The organism is Maritalea mobilis (assembly GCF_004363175.1).
Taxonomy (GTDB): Bacteria; Pseudomonadota; Alphaproteobacteria; order Rhizobiales; family Devosiaceae; genus Maritalea; species Maritalea mobilis.
In genome coordinates, this window is the sequence record NZ_SNYR01000001.1 from 648,854 (window position 1) to 666,913 (window position 18,060).

Annotated in this window: 20 protein-coding genes; 15 read left to right on the plus strand and 5 right to left on the minus strand. The window is 51.7% G+C overall.

All coding sequences use genetic code 11. From position 1 onward, the window contains the following. Positions 1–20 precede the first annotated feature (20 nt). The 3 genes from ATL17_RS03035 to ATL17_RS03045 all read left to right on the plus strand — a co-directional run bounded on the left by ATL17_RS03035 (position 21) and on the right by ATL17_RS03045 (position 3,623). Positions 21–1,190 (plus strand): MFS transporter, encoded by a 1,170-nt coding sequence (locus tag ATL17_RS03035; protein WP_133571292.1) that lies wholly within the window; start codon positions 21–23, stop codon positions 1,188–1,190. Then, positions 1,187–2,491, plus strand: coding sequence for an adenylosuccinate lyase (gene purB / locus ATL17_RS03040; RefSeq protein ID WP_133571293.1), 1,305 nt, complete (start codon positions 1,187–1,189; stop codon positions 2,489–2,491). Before ATL17_RS03035 ends, purB begins: the two co-directional genes overlap by 4 nt. Positions 2,492–2,744: 253 nt before the next feature. Further along, the gene (locus ATL17_RS03045) at positions 2,745–3,623 is read left to right on the plus strand and encodes an EamA family transporter (protein WP_133571294.1); all 879 of its coding nucleotides are present in this window, start codon (positions 2,745–2,747) and stop codon (positions 3,621–3,623) included. On the opposite strand, the gene ATL17_RS03050 is transcribed toward ATL17_RS03045, so the two are convergent. Both ATL17_RS03050 and ATL17_RS03055 read right to left on the minus strand, forming a co-directional pair. After that, on the minus strand, positions 3,620–4,090 hold the full coding sequence (locus ATL17_RS03050) for an SRPBCC domain-containing protein (RefSeq protein WP_166638873.1): 471 nt from the start codon (positions 4,088–4,090) through the stop codon (positions 3,620–3,622). The genes ATL17_RS03045 and ATL17_RS03050 overlap by 4 nt on opposite strands. Then, positions 4,083–4,388, minus strand: coding sequence for an ArsR/SmtB family transcription factor (locus tag ATL17_RS03055; protein WP_133571296.1), 306 nt, complete (start codon positions 4,386–4,388; stop codon positions 4,083–4,085). The genes ATL17_RS03050 and ATL17_RS03055 overlap by 8 nt, the downstream gene beginning before the upstream one ends. A 118-nt stretch (positions 4,389–4,506) precedes the next feature. Here ATL17_RS03055 and ATL17_RS03060 point away from each other — a divergent pair, with 118 nt between their 5' ends. Then, positions 4,507–5,058: an RBBP9/YdeN family alpha/beta hydrolase gene (locus ATL17_RS03060; RefSeq protein ID WP_133571297.1), complete on the plus strand. Its 552-nt coding sequence runs from the start codon at positions 4,507–4,509 to the stop codon at positions 5,056–5,058. Between the two features lie 6 nt (positions 5,059–5,064). Here the strand turns inward: ATL17_RS03060 and ATL17_RS03065 are convergent, their stop codons facing one another. Then, positions 5,065–6,465 (minus strand): MFS transporter, encoded by a 1,401-nt coding sequence (locus ATL17_RS03065; RefSeq protein ID WP_133571298.1) that lies wholly within the window; start codon positions 6,463–6,465, stop codon positions 5,065–5,067. Positions 6,466–6,566: 101 nt separating this feature from the next. Next, positions 6,567–6,893 carry a DUF1476 domain-containing protein gene (locus tag ATL17_RS03070; protein ID WP_133571299.1) on the minus strand — a complete coding sequence of 109 codons (327 nt, stop codon included), beginning with the start codon at positions 6,891–6,893 and terminating at the stop codon, positions 6,567–6,569. A gap of 274 nt (positions 6,894–7,167) precedes the next feature. On the opposite strand from ATL17_RS03070, the gene purC reads away from it, so the two are divergent. The 11 genes from purC (at position 7,168) to ATL17_RS03125 (ending at position 17,101) form a co-directional block, all read left to right on the plus strand. Beyond that, on the plus strand, positions 7,168–7,932 hold the full coding sequence (purC, locus tag ATL17_RS03075) for a phosphoribosylaminoimidazolesuccinocarboxamide synthase (protein ID WP_133571300.1): 765 nt from the start codon (positions 7,168–7,170) through the stop codon (positions 7,930–7,932). Between the two features lie 22 nt (positions 7,933–7,954). Continuing rightward, entirely contained in the window at positions 7,955–8,197 is a 243-nt protein-coding gene (gene purS, locus ATL17_RS03080) for a phosphoribosylformylglycinamidine synthase subunit PurS (RefSeq protein ID WP_133571301.1), read from the plus strand. 438 nt (positions 8,198–8,635) lie between these two features. Continuing rightward, on the plus strand, positions 8,636–9,712 hold the full coding sequence (locus ATL17_RS03085) for an acyltransferase family protein (protein WP_133571302.1): 1,077 nt from the start codon (positions 8,636–8,638) through the stop codon (positions 9,710–9,712). 169 nt (positions 9,713–9,881) lie between these two features. Next, positions 9,882–10,571, plus strand: coding sequence for a phosphoribosylformylglycinamidine synthase subunit PurQ (purQ, locus tag ATL17_RS03090; RefSeq protein WP_133571303.1), 690 nt, complete (start codon positions 9,882–9,884; stop codon positions 10,569–10,571). Next, on the plus strand, positions 10,572–12,779 hold the full coding sequence (purL, locus tag ATL17_RS03095) for a phosphoribosylformylglycinamidine synthase subunit PurL (protein ID WP_133571304.1): 2,208 nt from the start codon (positions 10,572–10,574) through the stop codon (positions 12,777–12,779). It begins immediately after the preceding gene. Positions 12,780–12,803: 24 nt separating this feature from the next. Next, positions 12,804–13,034, plus strand: coding sequence for a BolA family protein (locus ATL17_RS03100; RefSeq protein ID WP_117395507.1), 231 nt, complete (start codon positions 12,804–12,806; stop codon positions 13,032–13,034). A gap of 5 nt (positions 13,035–13,039) precedes the next feature. Next, positions 13,040–13,666 carry an HAD-IA family hydrolase gene (locus tag ATL17_RS03105; protein ID WP_166638874.1) on the plus strand — a complete coding sequence of 209 codons (627 nt, stop codon included), beginning with the start codon at positions 13,040–13,042 and terminating at the stop codon, positions 13,664–13,666. Positions 13,667–14,019: 353 nt separating this feature from the next. After that, the gene (locus ATL17_RS03110) at positions 14,020–14,880 is read left to right on the plus strand and encodes a GNAT family N-acetyltransferase (RefSeq protein WP_133571306.1); all 861 of its coding nucleotides are present in this window, start codon (positions 14,020–14,022) and stop codon (positions 14,878–14,880) included. Between the two features lie 93 nt (positions 14,881–14,973). Then, on the plus strand, positions 14,974–15,309 hold the full coding sequence (gene grxD, locus ATL17_RS03115; protein WP_133571307.1) for a Grx4 family monothiol glutaredoxin: 336 nt from the start codon (positions 14,974–14,976) through the stop codon (positions 15,307–15,309). Beyond that, positions 15,309–15,770 carry a YtoQ family protein gene (locus ATL17_RS03120; protein WP_133571308.1) on the plus strand — a complete coding sequence of 154 codons (462 nt, stop codon included), beginning with the start codon at positions 15,309–15,311 and terminating at the stop codon, positions 15,768–15,770. The genes grxD and ATL17_RS03120 overlap by 1 nt, the downstream gene beginning before the upstream one ends. Positions 15,771–15,865: 95 nt before the next feature. After that, positions 15,866–17,101: a multidrug effflux MFS transporter gene (locus tag ATL17_RS03125; protein ID WP_133571309.1), complete on the plus strand. Its 1,236-nt coding sequence runs from the start codon at positions 15,866–15,868 to the stop codon at positions 17,099–17,101. Here the strand turns inward: ATL17_RS03125 and ATL17_RS03130 are convergent. After that, the gene (locus ATL17_RS03130) at positions 17,067–18,008 is read right to left on the minus strand and encodes an AEC family transporter (protein WP_133571310.1); all 942 of its coding nucleotides are present in this window, start codon (positions 18,006–18,008) and stop codon (positions 17,067–17,069) included. The two genes, ATL17_RS03125 and ATL17_RS03130, sit on opposite strands and share 35 nt — an antisense overlap. Positions 18,009–18,060: the final 52 nt, after the last annotated feature.

Here is an 18,060-nt window from a genome sequence, read left to right on the forward strand (position 1 = left end):
AACCATAAAGGTCCCAATTTATGTCTATGCGAAACTGGCTCTTCTTTGTTTTCTTCTCCCAACCTGTCGCACTAGGCGCTTGGCTTCCCCGCATTCCTGAGGTGCAAGAAAAACTTGCCCTCAGCCCTGCTGAACTTGCAATCGCCCTTATCGGCGCCCCCATCGGTACTTTGTCGTCCCTGCTGGTGGCTGGTCGCATTGGCGATTGGCTCGGCGCCCAAAAAACAATGCTGATTTTCTACCCATTGTTCTTTTTGGCGATGACCCTCCCCTTCCTCGCCAACTCCCAGCTCACTTTGATGCTCTCATTGGCCGTCATGGGGTCCACACTGTCTATTCTCGAACTCGGCATGAATGTGTCTGCTGACCTTTATGAAAAGCAACGCAAAAAGCTGGTGATGAGCCGCGCCCACGGCCTTTGGAGCTTTGGCTTGATGACGGGCACAATCGTTGGCTCAGCATCAGCAGCTTTGCGCCTCGATCCATTTTTGATGGAAGTGGCAATTTTCGCTGTTCTTATCCTGCCAAGCCTCTATGCGGTGAAACAGGTTAATCTGGATCAGCCAGCCCCAGCTGCCGCAGGAAACACCGGAAAAATGGGCTTCACCATGCCCCACATCCTGCTGCTGGGCATCTGCTTGTTCACCTTCGGCACCACATTGACCGAAGGCGCGGTGGCCGATTGGGCGGCGATCTTTATGCGCGACATTCATGGCGCTTCCCATGGCTTTGCGGGCTTGTCCCTCACCTTCTTCACCATGTCCGTGGCATTGACACGCCTGACTGGTGATAAGCTGCGCGAGCATTTCTCCACCACAGATCTGGCCCGCACATTGGCCATTATCGGCGTGTTGGGTCTTGGGGTGATTTACATTGCCCCCAATGCCATCATCGCCATGTTGGGCTTTGCCATGCTGGGCAGCGGTGTTGCCCTCGGCTTCCCGCTGGCGGTCACAGCAGCGGCCAACGCGCCAGGCAAAAGCTCTGCATCCAACGTGGCCGTGCTCTCTTTCTTGGCGCTTACCGGCTTTTTGGTCGGCCCAATTTCCATTGGTTTTGTCGCTGAAGTCACCAACATTAAGATCGGCTTGATGGTCATCACGCCAATGTTGGCGGTCAGCGCCGTGCTTGCCAGCACGCTAAAACCTTCTTCCTCCCACACTGAAACGAGTGAAAGTCAAACCACATGATCCCCCGTTATTCACGCGATGAAATGGTGTCCATCTGGTCACCAGAATCCAAATTCCGCATTTGGTTCGAAATCGAAGCCCATGCCGCATCTGCGCAAGCCAAACTCGGCATCGTGCCAGAAGAAGCAGCCAAAATCGTTTGGGAAAAAGGCGAAAACGCCCAGTTCGACGTTGAGCGGATTGATGAAATCGAGCGCGAAGTTAAACATGACGTGATCGCATTTCTCACCCACTTGGCAGAGATTGTTGGCCCCGAAGCCCGCTTTGTGCACCAGGGTATGACCTCTTCTGACGTGTTGGACACTTGCCTTTCCGTGCAATTGACCCGCGCTGCAGACTTGCTGCTGGCCGATATGGACAAGCTGCTCGCCGCCCTTAAAAAGCGCGCCTATGAGCAAAAAGACACCATCACCATCGGCCGCTCACACGGCATCCACGCTGAGCCAACCACCTTCGGTGTAAAATTGGCGCAAGCCTATGCTGAATTTGACCGCTGCAAAAAGCGCCTCGAAATCGCCCGTGAAGAAATCGCAACTTGTGCCATTTCTGGCGCAGTCGGCACCTTCGCCAACATCGACCCTTCCGTTGAGCAATATGTGGCGGAAAAGCTGGGCTTGGCCATCGAGCCGGTTTCCACACAGGTCATCCCACGCGACCGTCACGCTATGTTCTTCGCCGTTTTGGGCGTGGTGGCGTCATCTATCGAGCGTTTGGCCACCGAAGTGCGTCATTTGCAGCGCACCGAAGTGTTGGAAGCAGAAGAATTCTTCTCCAAAGGCCAAAAAGGCTCGTCTGCGATGCCGCACAAGCGTAACCCAGTATTGACTGAAAACCTCACAGGTTTGGCCCGCATCGTGCGCGGCATGGTCACCCCGGCACTGGAAAACGTTGCCCTTTGGCACGAACGTGACATCTCGCACTCTTCAGTTGAACGCATGATCGGCCCAGACGCGACCGTCACTCTGGACTTCGCGTTGGCACGTTTGACCAATGTGGTGGAAAATCTGGTGGTCTACCCAGAAAACATGAAAGCCAATATGGACAAGCTGGGCGGCTTGCACAATTCTCAACGCGTTTTGTTGGCTCTCACCCAAGCTGGCCTGTCTCGCGAAGATAGCTACCGCGCCGTTCAACGCAACGCCATGAAAGTATGGCGCGGCGAAGGCGAATTTGCTGCTTTCTTGAAGGCAGACGAAGAAGTGTCCAAAGCCCTGAGTGATGCCCAAATCGACGATATGTTTGATGATGGCTACCACCTCAAACATGTTGATACGATTTTCGCCCGAGTCTTCGGCGAATAAACAGTCAAAAGCCCGGCATTTTTGCCGGGCTTTTCTTTGATCAGCACTTTTGATCTTTCCATCTCAAAATATGATAAGCAGGCGAGACCTGCATATAAGTTATTGCAAAATAACGTCTTTTAAAATCAAAATACATTCAATAAATTGATTTTGATTTATTTTTCGCTCCGTATGAAAAATGTGCCTGCTTGACCAAAGTCAGCGGCGCTGTCCTAATCGCGCCAGTTTTTGATATGATGCGCGGAACACCTCTATGCCCGTAAAAGATTTCTTCCTTGCCTTGCTCGTTGTGGCCATTTGGGGCTTCAATTTTGTCGCCATCAAGGTGGGCGTAAATGACATTCCGCCGCTCATGCTCAATGCTATGCGATTTTCACTAGTTGTGATCCCATGGGTCTTTTTCATCAAAAAGCCCAATATTGGCTGGAGCTACATTATCGGCTTCGGCATGTTTTTAGGCGTCATCCAATTCGGTTTGCTGTTCACCGCCATGAAATGGGGCATGAGCGCCTCTCTGTCCTCCATCGTTTTGCAATTGCAGGCTTTCTTCACCATTCTATTTGCGTTTTTGCTGTTGGGAGAAAAACCCAAAAGCTGGCAGATCATGGGCGCCTTTGTCGCCTTTTCCGGCATCGGCATCATCGCAGCAGAGCGCTATACCGGCGGTGCGCTTGTGCCGTTCCTCATGTGCGTTGCCGCTGCCTCCTCTTGGGGCGTGGCCAACATCATCACCAAAAAGGCCGGGCAAGTTGATATGCTCAATTTTGTAGTTTGGGGCAGCTTAATCCCGCCCATTCCGCTTCTGATCTTGTCGCTAATGCTTGAAGATCATGCCGCCATCTGGGCCGTGTTTACCAACCCGCAGCCGCTGTCCATCGCCGCCGCCTTCTATTTGGCCTATCCAACCACCATTTTGGGCTTCGGCATTTGGAACCAGTTGCTCAAAAAGCACCCCGCCAGCCTCGTCGCCCCATTTTCGCTTATGGTGCCTGTGTTCGGCGTCCTGTCCGGCACAATATTCTTGGGCGAGAGCATGAGCAGCGCCGCCATCCTTGGCGGCACCATCATCTTGTTGGGGCTGATGCTGAATGTTTTTGGCGGTCGCCTGTTTATCAAACGCGCGTCAGCTTAGGCTGCCAACGCGTCAAACCGATCAGCAAACCCGCGCATCATATCGGCCCATGCATTTGGAGATTCGAACTTCTCTTTCATCTCTGCTGCCCGCGCGCCATAATTTTCAAGCAAGCGGTGGGTCAAAGTCACCTCAGTCATGTCGCCTTTGCTTTCGAAGGTCACATAGACCTCCGTGTCCAGCGCCTCATCACGCGCCCAATCGGCAGTGAGCTGCCAACACAACAGCAGATGATCACCCCGCTCAAAGCTTTTCACAAAGCCCCAATCGGCTTCATTGCCTAGCCCATCATGCTCATACCAGCGTCCCTGCGGTGTCAGCTCCACAACCACATCCTGCACTTCATTTTGCAGAATAGAATGGCTTTTCGGCCACCAACTGCCCATCCGCGTCACAAACACATCAAATGCTTTTCCTGCATCTGCAGGCACCATCACTTTTTTCGAAACGCTCATAGTCTCAGTCATTTTCATCCTCCCTGAATTCCTGCTGATAATTGGCCAAAGCCTCATCCCAAAATTCATTCATCCAGCGCCGAAGCCCAGCCAGCCCACGCTGATCCGCAAAATAGATCTGCCGAGTGCCTTCTCTTTTGGCGCCCACCAATCCCGCCTGCAGCAACACTTTTAGATGTTGTGACACGGCGGGCCGGCTCACCGGCAACTGATCAGCCAACGGCTGGACATGGCTGGGGTGCTTCGCCACCAGTTCAAATATTTGCCGCCGCGTCGGATCGGCCAACGCATCCCATGCTTGCTGTTCCATCACCACACCTTAAGTTAGTCATTACTTACGGTAAGTAAATACTTACAGAGAGTCAAGAATTGAAATTTTGATCGACTTTTCCCTTGCACCACCCAGCAAAAATCGGCATCACACTCATATGAAGATCGCAGAAGCAGATATATTGATTGTGCCCGGTTTGGGCGGCGCCAGCGCTGACCACTGGCAAACAAATTGGGTCAAAAAAATGCCCACAGCTCGGCTTGTGGAGCAGGAAAACTGGACCAATCCAGACCCTGAAAAATGGTCAGATAAGCTGCATCATGCCATTGTGATGAGCACTCGCCCTGTTGTGCTGGTTGGCCATTCGCTGGGCGTGCACACCATTTCCCGCACCGCGCAAAAGCTAACCGACACCAAAGTGGCAGGCGCCTTTTTGGTGACGCCGCCGGATGTTGAAAACAACAAGAATGTGTCGAAGAAATCAAAGCGCTTCGCGCCCATCGTGCAAGACCCTATGCCCTTCCCCTCGCTGCTGATCGGATCAAGCAATGATCCATTTTGCGAAGTGGAAGCCGCAGCACAAATGGCCGCAGCTTGGGGTTCTGTTTTCAACGACGCAGGCGAAATTGGTCACGTCAATCCAAAGTCCGGCTTTGGCCCCTGGCCAGAAGGTCTCATGGCCTTCGCCAATTTGATGCGCCGCATCTAAAACCTGCTATCCAGCACTGTGCGACGGCCACACCGGGTGGTGACGGTCAATCTTAAAGCTATGGCTGTGCACAATCTCGTCATGCTTGTGCGGATGGGTATGCGGCTCCGGCCCCTCCCAACCTTCATGATCGTGCTGATGATGGTCTCCATGAAAATGCACGTGGTCGTGATAAACTTCATCATGCCTATGCGTCATAGGCGCATAGCTCTCTTTCGGCCAAAACAGCTTTGCCACAATCAAGGCTAGAAGGCTCAGCCCCGCAAAGGCATAAAGCGTTGCGCCCATGCCCAAAGCGCTGGGCAAAAAGCCCGCCATCGGATAGGCCAGCAACCAACATGCGTGCGACAATGCAAATTGCGCCGCAAGCAATTTGGGCAAATCTTCTTCATTGGCAGAGCGTTTAAACACCCGGCCAGCAGGTGTTTGCACCAGACTATAGCCGAGCCCAAGAAAAGGCCAAACCAACAACAGCAACATATAGCTGAGCCCACTAAACATCAGCGCTGTGATCAGCACGCCAGCCAGCAAAACAAACGCCCCGGCAAACATCACCCGGCGGTCGCCAAATCTTTGCGCCAGTTTTGGCACCAAAAACGCGGCGATAAGCGAGCCACTGCCAAATGCCGCCATGGCAAATGCAAGCTCGCTTTCGCCCAATCCCAATTGTTCACGCACCAGCATCACACTATTGACGATCACCATCGCCCCGGCAAAGGCCACCAGAAAATAAAGCGCAAACACGCCCCGCAATCTCGGGGTCTTGATGTAAATCTGAAAGCCCTGTGTCAGTTTGCGTTTCAGTGAATCTTTCACATTGTCCAGCGCCAATGGTGGCACAGTCGCCCTGGCGACCAACACAGCGGAAATCAAAAACGCCACACCATTGGCCACAAAGAAACTCTCAAAACTCACAAACACCAGCAGCAGCGCCGCTATGGTCGGGCTGAGCAAATTCTCCAAATCATACGCCATGCGCGACAGGCTGAGTGCCTTGGTATAATCCTCGTCTTTTTCAAACAGTTGCGGAATGACCGACTGGAATGTGGGCGTAAAACCCGCCGACGCGGCATTAAGCACAAACATCAGCAGATAAATCTGCCAAATCTCAGTCACAAAGGGCAGTGCCAGCACGCAGAGCGCCCGCACCACATCCAGCGCAATCAGCACCTGCTTGCGCAATTGTCCGGGGATAATCGCGCTAATTACCGGCGCGATGAAAATGTAAGCGATCATTTTAAGGGTCAGCGCCGTGCCCAACACTTGGCCTGCCGCTTCGCCTGCCAATTCATAGGCCAATAGCGCCAGCGCAATGGTGGTCAGCCCTGTTCCCGCAAGCGCGATCACCTGCGCCGCATAAAGTTTGCGGTAATCTGAATGTTTCAACACGCCAAGTGAAAATTGCATACGCTCTCCCCTTATGGCGCACAGATTTTCATGTTCGCAGCCAAAAGAAAAGGCCCGAACCAAAGGTTCGAGCCTTTTAAAAAAATCGACAGTGAAAAAGCTTAGATCGCTTCTTTCACTTGCGCATCAGCTTTAACGTATAGCTCGCGCATTTTCTCGCGCAATTCTTCTTCAGAAACATTCACGCCAGCCGCTTTAAAATCACCGCTCACTTTGCGGTAAACATCTTCGTCGCCCGCTTCTTCGAAATCTGAAGCCACAACTTCGCCCACATAGGCGTTCACGTCCGCATCGTCGGTTTTACCCAAAAGGCCAGCCGCCCAAAGCCCCAACAATTTGTTGCGACGCGCTTCAATTCTAAACTTCAGCGCTTCGTCGTGAGCATATTTGGCTTCTTCTGCCTTTTCGCGATCGTCAAATCCGGCCATCTTGGTCTCCGTGAAATAAACGGGGTTGCCCCCTAACAAAATCTCTTCCCCCGAGATAATGGCAAAAGGGGCGAAAATCAACGATTCTGCACAGCCAACCCGCCGGAAAGTGCAATTTCGCGGCATTTGGCCGCCCAAATGGCCCAATTATCTTGTCCACAGCTTCCAAATCCCACAAAGAATGCGGTAATAATTCATTAAAGGCTTGCATTTTACCCCCAAAAAGGGACATGAAGCAGCCATACATTACATTTCAGGAATCGTGGGTATTAACATGAGCCGTCGGCGTCGCCTCTACGAAGGCAAAGCGAAAGTTCTCTATGAAGGTCCAGAACCTGGCACTTTGATCCAGCATTTCAAAGATGATGCTACCGCTGGCAACGGCGCGAAGCATGAAGTGATTGATGGCAAAGGCGTGTTGAACAACCGCATTTCCGAATTCATCTTTACCCACCTGAACGATTTGGGCATCCCAACTCACTTTATTAAGCGCCTCAATATGCGCGAGCAATTGATCCGCGAAGTTGAGATTATTCCGCTTGAAGTGGTTGTGCGCAATGTAGCCGCTGGCTCAATCTGCACACGCTTGGGGCTGGAAAGCGGCACCCGCCTGCCCCGTTCGATCATCGAGTTTTACTATAAAGAAGATAAGCTCAACGACCCGATCGTGGCAGAAGAACACATCACAGCTTTTGGCTGGGCCAACCCGCAAGAGCTTGATGACATTATGTCCATGGCCGTCCGCATCAACGACTTTTTGTGCGGCATGTTCATGGCAGCAGGCATCCAGTTGGTTGATTTCAAAATCGAAATGGGCCGACTTTATGAAGAAGACACAATGCGCATTGTTTTGGCCGATGAAATTTCACCAGACAGCTGCCGCTTGTGGGATGTGAAAACCCAGAACAAACTGGATAAAGACCGTTTCCGCCAAGATTTGGGTGGCCTGGTAGACGCTTATCGCGAAGTCGCGCAGCGCTTGGGCATCCTTTCTGAGGCCGATAATGCGTTGGCCACCGGCCCGCGCCTTGTTCAATAATCAAAGATTGAGACGAAGATAAATGCACGCACGCATATTTGTAACACTGAAAAATGGCGTACTAGACCCACAGGGCCAAGCAATTGAGGGCTCCTTGTCCAGCTTGGGCTTTGAAGGCGTAGACGCAGTTCGCCAAGGCAAAATCTTTGACGTGAAGTTGGACGAAACTGATCACGAAGCCGCAAAAGAAAAACTTGCGCAAATGTGCGAAAAGCTTCTGGCCAATACCGTGATTGAGAATTATTCCATCGAGATCGTGGACTAATTAACCACCAATTTTTTACCAATTGCGGCCACATTGTGGGAACAATGTGGCATCTGGTGCGTTGGATAATCAAATAAAAACGTCACAACAATATGATAGGGACGGCACATACCTTTTATGGCCGAGCGAGTAAATTATTATGATTAAACGACTTTCGCTAACAGCAGCCTTTTTCCTTGCGTTGGCCATCATGGCGGGAGCCTACGGCACTGTGCCGGTTGCCTAAGTAAAAATCTGGCGATATTTTGCCACAAATATGAATTTCTTAAGGGGGCCTCGTGCCCCCTTTATAGTTAATAAAATAAATAAAATTTTACGCTTTGAGCAGAATAATTAACCTCACCAATCAATAACCTACCGCTAACAAGCTGTATCCGTTCCTTTATTTACCTATTCGCGCTATAAACCCGCAACTATACTTTGCGAGGGTGGACAAATATGGCAAACGCGAAACGAATGGACTGGGTAGACGCGGCCAAGGGGATTTCAATCCTTTTGGTGGTCATGATGCATTCAACTTTGGGCGTGGGGCAGGATGCAGGCCAAATCGGCTTTATGCATTATGCAGTGACCTACTCTGCCCCCTTCCGTATGCCTGAGTTCTTTTTGATCTCTGGCCTATTTCTCTCATATGTGATTGGCCGTAGCTGGGGCAAATATGCGGACCGCCGTGTGGTCCACTATCTCTATTTCTACGCGCTATGGGCCGTTATCCAGCTCTTCTTCAAAACAATCATCGCATCTGGTGATGTTGCAGGCTTCATCTCAGGCCTGTTCTTTGCGATTTTTGAGCCCTATTCCATCTTGTGGTTCATTTACATGCTGGCCTTCTTCTCAGCGGCCACAAAATGGCTCTACAACAACAGCGTACCGCATTGGCTGGTTTTGACGGTCACAGCAATCCTACAAATGCTGCCTTCTCAAGAAGGTACAATCATCGGCTATTTTGCGGATTATTTCGTCTTCTTCTATGCGGGCTATGCTTTCGCACCACAAATCTTCAAGCTAGCAAGCTGGGCGCAGAAAAACGCAATGCTTGCCATTCTCGGCCTCGTGGTTTGGGCAGGTGTCAATTTCGGTCTTGTGTTCTGGCCAAGTGCAGACATGCAGCCAGACCATGTAACCGCGGGTTACGCATCATTGCCCGGCATTCATTTGATCTTGGCCTTCGCTGGTGCCACTGCGATCTGTGTGTTCTCTGCCCTATTGGCAAAGTTCAACATGGCAAAGCCTCTGGCATGGATTGGCGAACGGTCTTTGGCGGTCTATGTGGCCTTCGTTATCCCGATGGCAATCTTCCGCACCATCCTGTTTAAGCTTGGCATCATTTCGGATGTTGGCGTGATGAGCCTGTTGGTGATTATCGTTGCCGCCACGTCCTCATTGATCGCCTACGAGATCGTGCAAAAAATCGGCTTTGGCAAATTTTTGTACGAACGACCAGAATGGGCAAAACTCGAGGCAGGCCGGGAAAAACCTGACCAAGCGATCAAAAACAGTGCTCCGGCTGAATAGTTTTTGAAAAAATCGAATATTTCTTTGAAAAAAGCGGCGCGAGACCTCTCGCGCCTCTTGCTTTTTGGGGGCTTTTTGAACCATTAAGAGCCAAACCCAACCGCATCTTTTAAGCGCCCGTAGCGCAGATGCAAATTGTGCCTTTGCACACCGAAAAGGAATCACGCTCATGAAGTCTGCAGTGATTGTCTTCCCCGGCCTCAACCGCGACAGAGACATGATCGCCGCACTTGAAAAAGTGACGGGAGAAAAACCACATCTAGCTTGGCACGGCGATAGCGACTTGCCAGACGTTGATTTGGTTGTGGTCCCCGGCGGTTTCTCATATGGCGACTATCTGCGTGCTGGCGCCATCGCAGCCCGCTCACCCATGCTTCAGCGGGTGAAAGAACATGCGGATCGTGGCGGGTTGACTTTGGGCGTATGCAACGGCTTCCAAATCCTCACCGAAACTGGTCTCCTGCCCGGCGCATTGATGCGGAATCGGGATTTGAAGTTTTTGTGCAAAGTGATTCATTTAAAAGCAGAAAACACAACTTCGCCTTTCACCACTGCCTATAAGGGCCACGAGGCATTCCCATGCCCCATCGCGCACCATGATGGCAATTACTTCATCGATCAGGATGGGTTGAAAGCGCTTGAAGATAACGGCCAGATCGCCTTCCGCTATTGCGATGAAAACGGCAATGTCACCCTTGAAGCCAACCCGAACGGCTCGATTGAAAACATTGCGGGCATCACCAACAAGCAAGGCAATGTGTTGGGCATGATGCCTCACCCAGAAAACCTTATCGAAGCAGCCCATGGCGGCATTGAAGGCCGCTACATCTTTGACAGCTTAGTGGCAGCGGTGGCGTAAATGTTGAAAAATCAAAATATCGAAATCACCCCCGAATTGATCGCCAGCCATGGCCTCAATGAAGAAGAATACGCCAAAATCCTTGAGCTGATTGGCCGCGAACCAACTTACACTGAGTTGGGCATTTTCTCTGCCATGTGGAACGAGCACTGCTCTTACAAATCCTCTAAGAAATGGCTGAAAACCCTGCCAACAACTGGCGACCGCGTTATCCACGGGCCAGGCGAAAATGCGGGCGTTGTAGATATTGATGATGGCCAGGCCGTGGTCTTCAAAATGGAAAGCCACAACCATCCATCATACATCGAGCCATACCAAGGCGCAGCCACAGGGGTTGGCGGCATTTTGCGTGACGTTTTCACCATGGGCGCACGTCCCATCGCTGCGATGAACGCCCTACGCTTTGGCGCACCTGATCACGAAAAAACCCGCCACCTTGTGTCCGGCGTTGTGGCCGGCGTTGGCGGCTATGGCAACTCTTTCGGCGTGCCCACCGTTGGCGGCGAAGTTGAGTTTGACCCACGTTACAATGGCAACATCTTGGTCAATGCCTTTGCTGCGGGCCTTGCGGATGCAGACAAAATCTTCCTTTGTGCGGCCAAAGGCGTTGGCTTGCCCATCGTTTATCTTGGCGCCAAAACCGGCCGCGATGGCGTGGGCGGTGCAACAATGGCTTCTGCCGAATTTGGCGACGACATTGATGAAAAACGCCCCACCGTGCAGGTGGGTGACCCGTTCACCGAAAAATGCCTGCTCGAAGCCTGCTTGGAGCTGATGCAAACTGGGGCGGTGATCGCCATTCAGGACATGGGGGCCGCTGGCCTCACCTGCTCTGCCGTGGAAATGGGCGCGCAAGGCAATCTCGGCGTTGAGCTTTATCTTGATGATGTCCCAACCCGCGAAGAAGCGATGACAGCTTACGAAATGATGCTGTCTGAAAGCCAAGAACGCATGTTGATGGTGCTTGATCCTGAAAAAGAAGATGTGGCCAAAGCCATCTTCCACAAATGGGATCTCGACTTCGCCATCGTTGGCAAGACAACTGACGATCTGCGCTTCCGCGTGATCCATGAAGGCACCGAAGTGGCCAACTTGCCGATTAAAGACCTAGGCGACGAAGCCCCTGAATATGACCGTCCGCGGTCCGCTTATCCGGCCCCGTCAGCTCTCGGCGAAATCGACGGCAATATCGATGTTGCGCAAGCCCTGTTGACCCTGGTGGGCAACGCCAACGGCGCATCACGCCGCTGGGTTTGGGAGCAATATGACCATCTTATCCAAGGCAATTCAGTGCAAGTGCCCGGCGGCGACGCTGGCGTGGTGCGTGTGGAAGGTGCCGACGGCAAAAAAGCCCTCGCTTTTTCCGTCGACGTGACCCCCCGCTATTGCGAAGCAAACCCGCGCGAAGGCGGCAAACAGGCCGTGGCTGAATGCTGGCGCAACCTCTCTGCCGTTGGCGCACTGCCCTTGGCCGCAACCGACAATCTGAATTTCGGCAATCCTGAAAAGCCAGAAATTATGGAGCAGTTCTCACAAGCTATTCTCGGCATTGGCGATGCCTGCCGCGCGCTTGAGTTCCCAATCGTGTCGGGCAACGTCTCGCTCTACAACGAAACAAACGGCATTGGCATTTTGCCAACCCCGGCCATTGGCGGTGTTGGCCTGCTGAAAGACTGGGCAAAAATGATGACTCTTTCCTTCAAAGAAGAAGGCGAAGTGATTCTTTTGATTGGCGAAAAAGGCACCCACCTTGGCCAATCCGCCCTGCTGCGCGATTGCTTCAACCGCATCGAAGGCGATGCCCCTGCTGTCGATCTTGAGAAAGAAGCCAAGCATGGTGCGTTGATCCGTAATCTCATTGATCAGCAACAGCTTACCGCCTGCCACGATTTGTCAGATGGTGGCCTTGTGGTTGCACTGGCGGAGATGGCCATGAAGGGCAAAATCGGCGCGCAGCTTGAGCTTTCAAATGATCTGGGTGAATTGTTCGGCGAAGATCAAGCCCGCTATATCGTGACGGTAAAATCTGATAATCTTGAGTCGGTTCTGGCCGCTGCCAAGGCGCAAAATGTGCCGGTGACCCAATTGGGCACCGTAGGTGGCGATAAGCTGGAAGCAAAAGATATATTTGCCGTATCTGTTGCGGAACTCAGCGATTTCCATGAAAGCTGGTTCCCAGACTATATGGCAGCAGAAGCGGCGCAATAGCCGCCTGATTGGAGATTGTTGTTTATGTCTATTGGTACCGCTGAAATCGAACGTTTGATCACTGAGGCCATTCCTGGCGCAGAAGTGAATGCGGATACAGATGACGGCCATCACTATACCGCTGTTGTTGTGGCAGAAGCCTTCCGCGGCAAATCCCGCGTGCAACAGCACCAAATGGTCAATGCAGCGCTGAAACAAGTGCTGGATAGCGGCGAACTTCACGCCCTTGCCTTGAAAACAAACGCACCGGAATAAGTCCGGTGCGGTCCATTCTCTTTGATGTGGATGGCGTTGTCATCCACTCCCTTTTTCACCAAGATCCTGCGCGCATCCGTAGCTGGAAGCAGCACCTGCATATGGATTTCGGAATTGAAGTCGAAACCTTCAAATCCTTTTTCCGTAACCATTATAGTGGGGTCGTGACAGGCGAACGCTCAATCGTTTCGGCACTTGATGAGTTTTTGCCAAGCATCGGCGCGGACCATGTCAACAGCCTCGACCTGCTTGAATATTGGTTCAAAAACGACATGGCTATAAACCGCCAATTGCTCAACGGCATCAAGCAGCTCAAGCAAAAAGCAGACGTCAAAATCTACCTCGCCACCAACCAAGAGCACCTCCGCGCCTTTTATATGTGGCATGATTTAAAACTGAGCCATATCTTCGATGATATGTTCTACGCCGCACGCCTCGGCGCCGCCAAACCTGATCCAGCCTTTTTCCAAAAAGTAGATCACTTGCTTGGCCCACAAAGCGAGGCGCCACTATTTTTTGACGATGGCCAGAAAAACGTGGATGCTGGCCTTACACAGGGCTGGGATTCGGTTCTGTTCGAAACTGAAGCAGATTTTTTCAATCACCCTTGGGTGAATAAATTTTTGAAATGAAACGGGATCGCTCTTCACGCCACTTCTCCTGCGCAAGATTTCCCATGTTAAGCTAAAAGCCCCCTGGTTGAACTAACCAAAAGAAATACCCGAGAGCGGTTTTTCCAATTACACCGCCGGATAGGCGAACTACTCGATTATCCGCAAGATGCAATCGATTTCTATATCGAACAACGACAGCAACGCCTCGCCAAAAAGCAAGGGTAACCTTCTGCTGCAAAATAGAAATTTCGATTATTCTTTGACGATAGGCAAAAAAACGTAGATGCTGTTAGCCATGAGGGGATGAATCGCCCCAATTCAATACTGAAAATTCTTTTTAAACACCTTTTGGTGAAAACACATTTGGAGCGATGACGGTAAGAATTGTCCCAATTGCCGACAGTCACTGGCCCTTACTGCCCGACATTCATCGGGCAGCCATTCTCGCTGTTTCTGACGAATATTACGATCAGACCGCCCGTGAAAGCTGGGCATTTGGCCTCATTCCCGAGGGGTATAAACATTCTGCCGATGATGGCGAAGTGTTTCATGTTGCCCTAGATGAGCAAGATCAACCCATCGGCTTTTGTGGCTATCGTGGCTATGAAATGACTGCACTTTTTGTGCATCCCAAGCATCAGCACAAGGGAGTTGCCACCGCGCTTTATAACAAAGCCATCGATGAAATGCTCAAAGGTCGACCTGAAAAGATTGTGCTAACCTCAAGCTACCCTGCAGTTGGCTTTTATGAGAAACAGGGTTTCATCTTGCTGCAAGAGCGCGAGGAAATTACCCGTGGCGGCGAGTTCATTCCTGTTTTTGACATGGAAGCCCCAATTGATCGCCCCCCGCATGAAGGGCGCGAGTTGGATTTGATGCTCGCGGGCAGCAAGAAAATCGCCTATTTTGGCGATAAAGACCCAGAGCTTAAGTTCCAGCCGTTCGTGCTCTCTGGCCGCATCCATCGCTATGTGTGGCAGGAGCGCGCCGAAGATTTGGCGCAACTCATCAAGGAAACAGGGCAAGTCGACATCAACCCGGTGGCGCCCGTCATTTATTATTTGCCTCAATATGAAGCCGAGAAAAATCGGCTTGTCGCGCTGCTACACAAACATATGATCGACGGCGAATATGACGAACAAGATGAGCGCGAAATGGGCGATCTTCTCGGCTATCCAACCTATGCGGTGAAAGCCTTTTTAGAGCGCATGCGCGCCATGCGACAAAATTGATGAGACTGATCCTCGACATTTAATCACGACTGTCCTATTTAGGCAGCAGGTTCACCTTGTCGGGCCTTAACCCCGAATATAAAGGAAAGCATTATGAGCGACATCAACGCATTTATCGACGAACAAGTAAAAAACAATGACGTGTTCCTGTTCATGAAGGGCACTCCAGATTTCCCACAATGTGGTTTTTCCGGCCAAGTGGCACAAATCTTGAATTATTTGGAAGTCGAATATGCCAGCGCCAACGTGCTTGAAAGCGACGAGTTGCGCGAAGGCATCAAGCAATATTCAAACTGGCCAACCATTCCACAGCTCTATGTGAAGGGCGAATTTGTGGGCGGCTGCGACATTATCCGTGAAATGGCGCAAGAAGGCGAGTTGCAACAGCTTTTCGCTGACAATGGCATCAAAGCCAAACAGGCCAGCTAATGTCTCGCATTTGGAACGTCTATCTTTCAGGCGAAATCCATACTGATTGGCGCGAAGAGATTGAGAAGGGCTGCGAAGCGGCGGACCTTCCAGTGGAATTCTCTTCGCCGGTCACCGATCATGGCGCGTCAGACGATTGCGGCGTTGCCATTATGGGCGGCGAGCCAAACAAATTTTGGCACGACCATAAGGGCGCCAAGCTCAACGCCATCCGCACCCGCACGCTATTGGGCGAAGCGGACATTGTGGTGGTGCGTTTCGGCGATAAATATAAGCAATGGAACGCTGCGTTCGACGCGGGGTTCGCCGCGGCACTCGGCCTCCCCTTAATTGTGATGCATGGGGATGACCATCAACACGCACTCAAAGAGGTCGATGCGGCAGCACTTGCTGTGATTGAAACACCTGATCAAGTGGTTCAAATCCTTGATTATGTGATCAACGGCAAACTACCTGCCTAACAAATCGCACCCTGACGGAAATCCACCGTCAGGGCTTGCCAATTGGTCAAACCTCCCGCATCAATATCGCATTATCATTTTTTGTGATTTATCCGATGCGTTTAAAACTTAATCCCAACACCAATTATATCGAATTTGTGCTACTGGCTGCCACTTTGATGGCGCTGAATGCGGTCGCCATTGACATTATGCTGCCCGCCCTCCCCGAAATTGCGATATCACTGGGCGCAATCGGCGACAATCAGCAGCAATTGGTGATCACCTATTATTTGATTGGTTTTGGCCTCAGCCAACTCTTTTACGGCCCCCTGTCCGATGCGATTGGCCGCCGCAACACTGCCTTTATCGGCATTTTGATCTTCTTCGTGCCCGTCGCGCTCGCTTCCTTCGTCACCGATTTCAATTCGTTGCTTGCCCTGCGCCTGGTGCAAGGGCTCGGCGCAGGCGCATCTCGCGTTATCGCCTTTGCCGTGGTGCGCGATGTGTTTGAGGGCAAAAAGCTGGCCAAAACCATGTCGCTTATCGTCATGGTGTTTATGGCCATGCCCATCATTGCCCCCAGCTTAGGCCAAGTGCTCATTCTGTTTCTGCCGTGGCAAAGTGTATTTGCCTTTATGGCCATCATGGCCGTCATCGCTTTGGTGTGGGTGTTTCTCCGCTTGCCCGAAACATTGTCGATTGAAAACACCCGTGCGTTCCGCCCCAAAATCATTTTGGAAGGCTTTCGCATTGTGTTCACCACACCATCATCGCTACTGTTCGGTTGGGCACAGGCACTGCTTCTTGGCGCAATTATCGGCTTTCTCGGCACCTCACCACAAATCTATCTCGAGATTTATGATCTCGGCCCCATTTATCCGCTGATGATCGCCCTCACCGCCTCCAACCTTGCAGTTGCCTCTTTTGTCAATTCACGCTTGGTGGATCGATATTCGGTTGAAAAGGTTGCATTTGCCGCCAGCGCGACTTTCGCCATCTTGGGAGCCGTGTGGCTCACATTTTCCCTCACCATGGGCGTATTGCCCCTTTGGCTCTTGGTGCTGCTGCACCAACCGCTCAATTTCTGCTTCGGCCTCGCTGGCGTAAATCAAAACAGCCTCGCTATGATGCCCATGAAGCGCGTTGCTGGCACCGCAGCCTCAGTGCTCGGCTTCATCTCCAGCGCGGGCGGTGCCGTTATAGGTGCAATCATTGGCAGTTTCTACAACGACACAGTCGCGCCCATCGCAGCCGGCTTCATGATTGTCGGCATCTTGTCATGCTTGGCCAGCCTTTGGGGCGCAAAGCTGAAACCTGCTATGCCCCAACCCACCAGCGTGCCAGTAAAATAATCAAAGGCAGCGTGAAAAACGAAATGGCAGTCTGCACCGTGGCGATGGACGCATAAAGCTCTGCATCACCGCCCATCTTTTTCGCCAGCACATAGCCGTTCATGGCCGTCGGCACGCCTGCGCTTATCATCAAAATGATCAATGCGTCACCTGTCACGCCAAACAGCACGGCAAAGCCAAACATAATCAACGGCACCAAAATCAGCTTACCCACCACAGCAACGCCAACAACTGGGCTTGGCTTCAGCGCAGCCCGCAAGCTAAGCCCTGCCCCAAGCGCCAATAGTGAAATACCCAATGCCGCCCGGCCCAATAGGTCCAGAAAAGTCAGCACCGGATCCCAAACAGGAATATTCGCGAAATTGACGACCATGCCGACAACGCAGCCCCATAGAATCGGATTACGAGAAATCTGCTTCAACACATTGAAATAGCTAAATTTATACTCTTCTGAGAAGACCGATAAAACTGTCACATTCACCAATTGAAGCGCGGGCACCAACGCCACAAACGCCACAGCGATAACGGCCAAGCCCGGCTCGCCGAAAAACTTAAGCACCAGCGCCATAGCAATAAAGCCATGCCAACGGGTCACCGTTTGAAACAACGTCGTATATTGCGGCCGCCGCAAATTCATCACATTGCGGAAAAACGGATAGAGCGCCAACATAAAGGCAGATATCGTCACGATCATGCCCAGCAGCACCATCAAAATTTTATCAAATTCAATGGTGCTCAAATCCGTATTGATAAGGGTGCTGGCCAGCAGCGAGGGAAACAATATCCAAAAGCAAAGCTCATCCACCACCTGCCATTTGCTCGCCTCAACAAAGTTGAACCGTCGCAGCAAAAAGCCAAGCACGATAATGGCAAAAACAGGCAAGATACTTTCAAAAACAGCTAGCATGGGCACTCCTATTGCCCAAACAAGGGCTCCATCTGTGCCTAAGCCGCTTTCC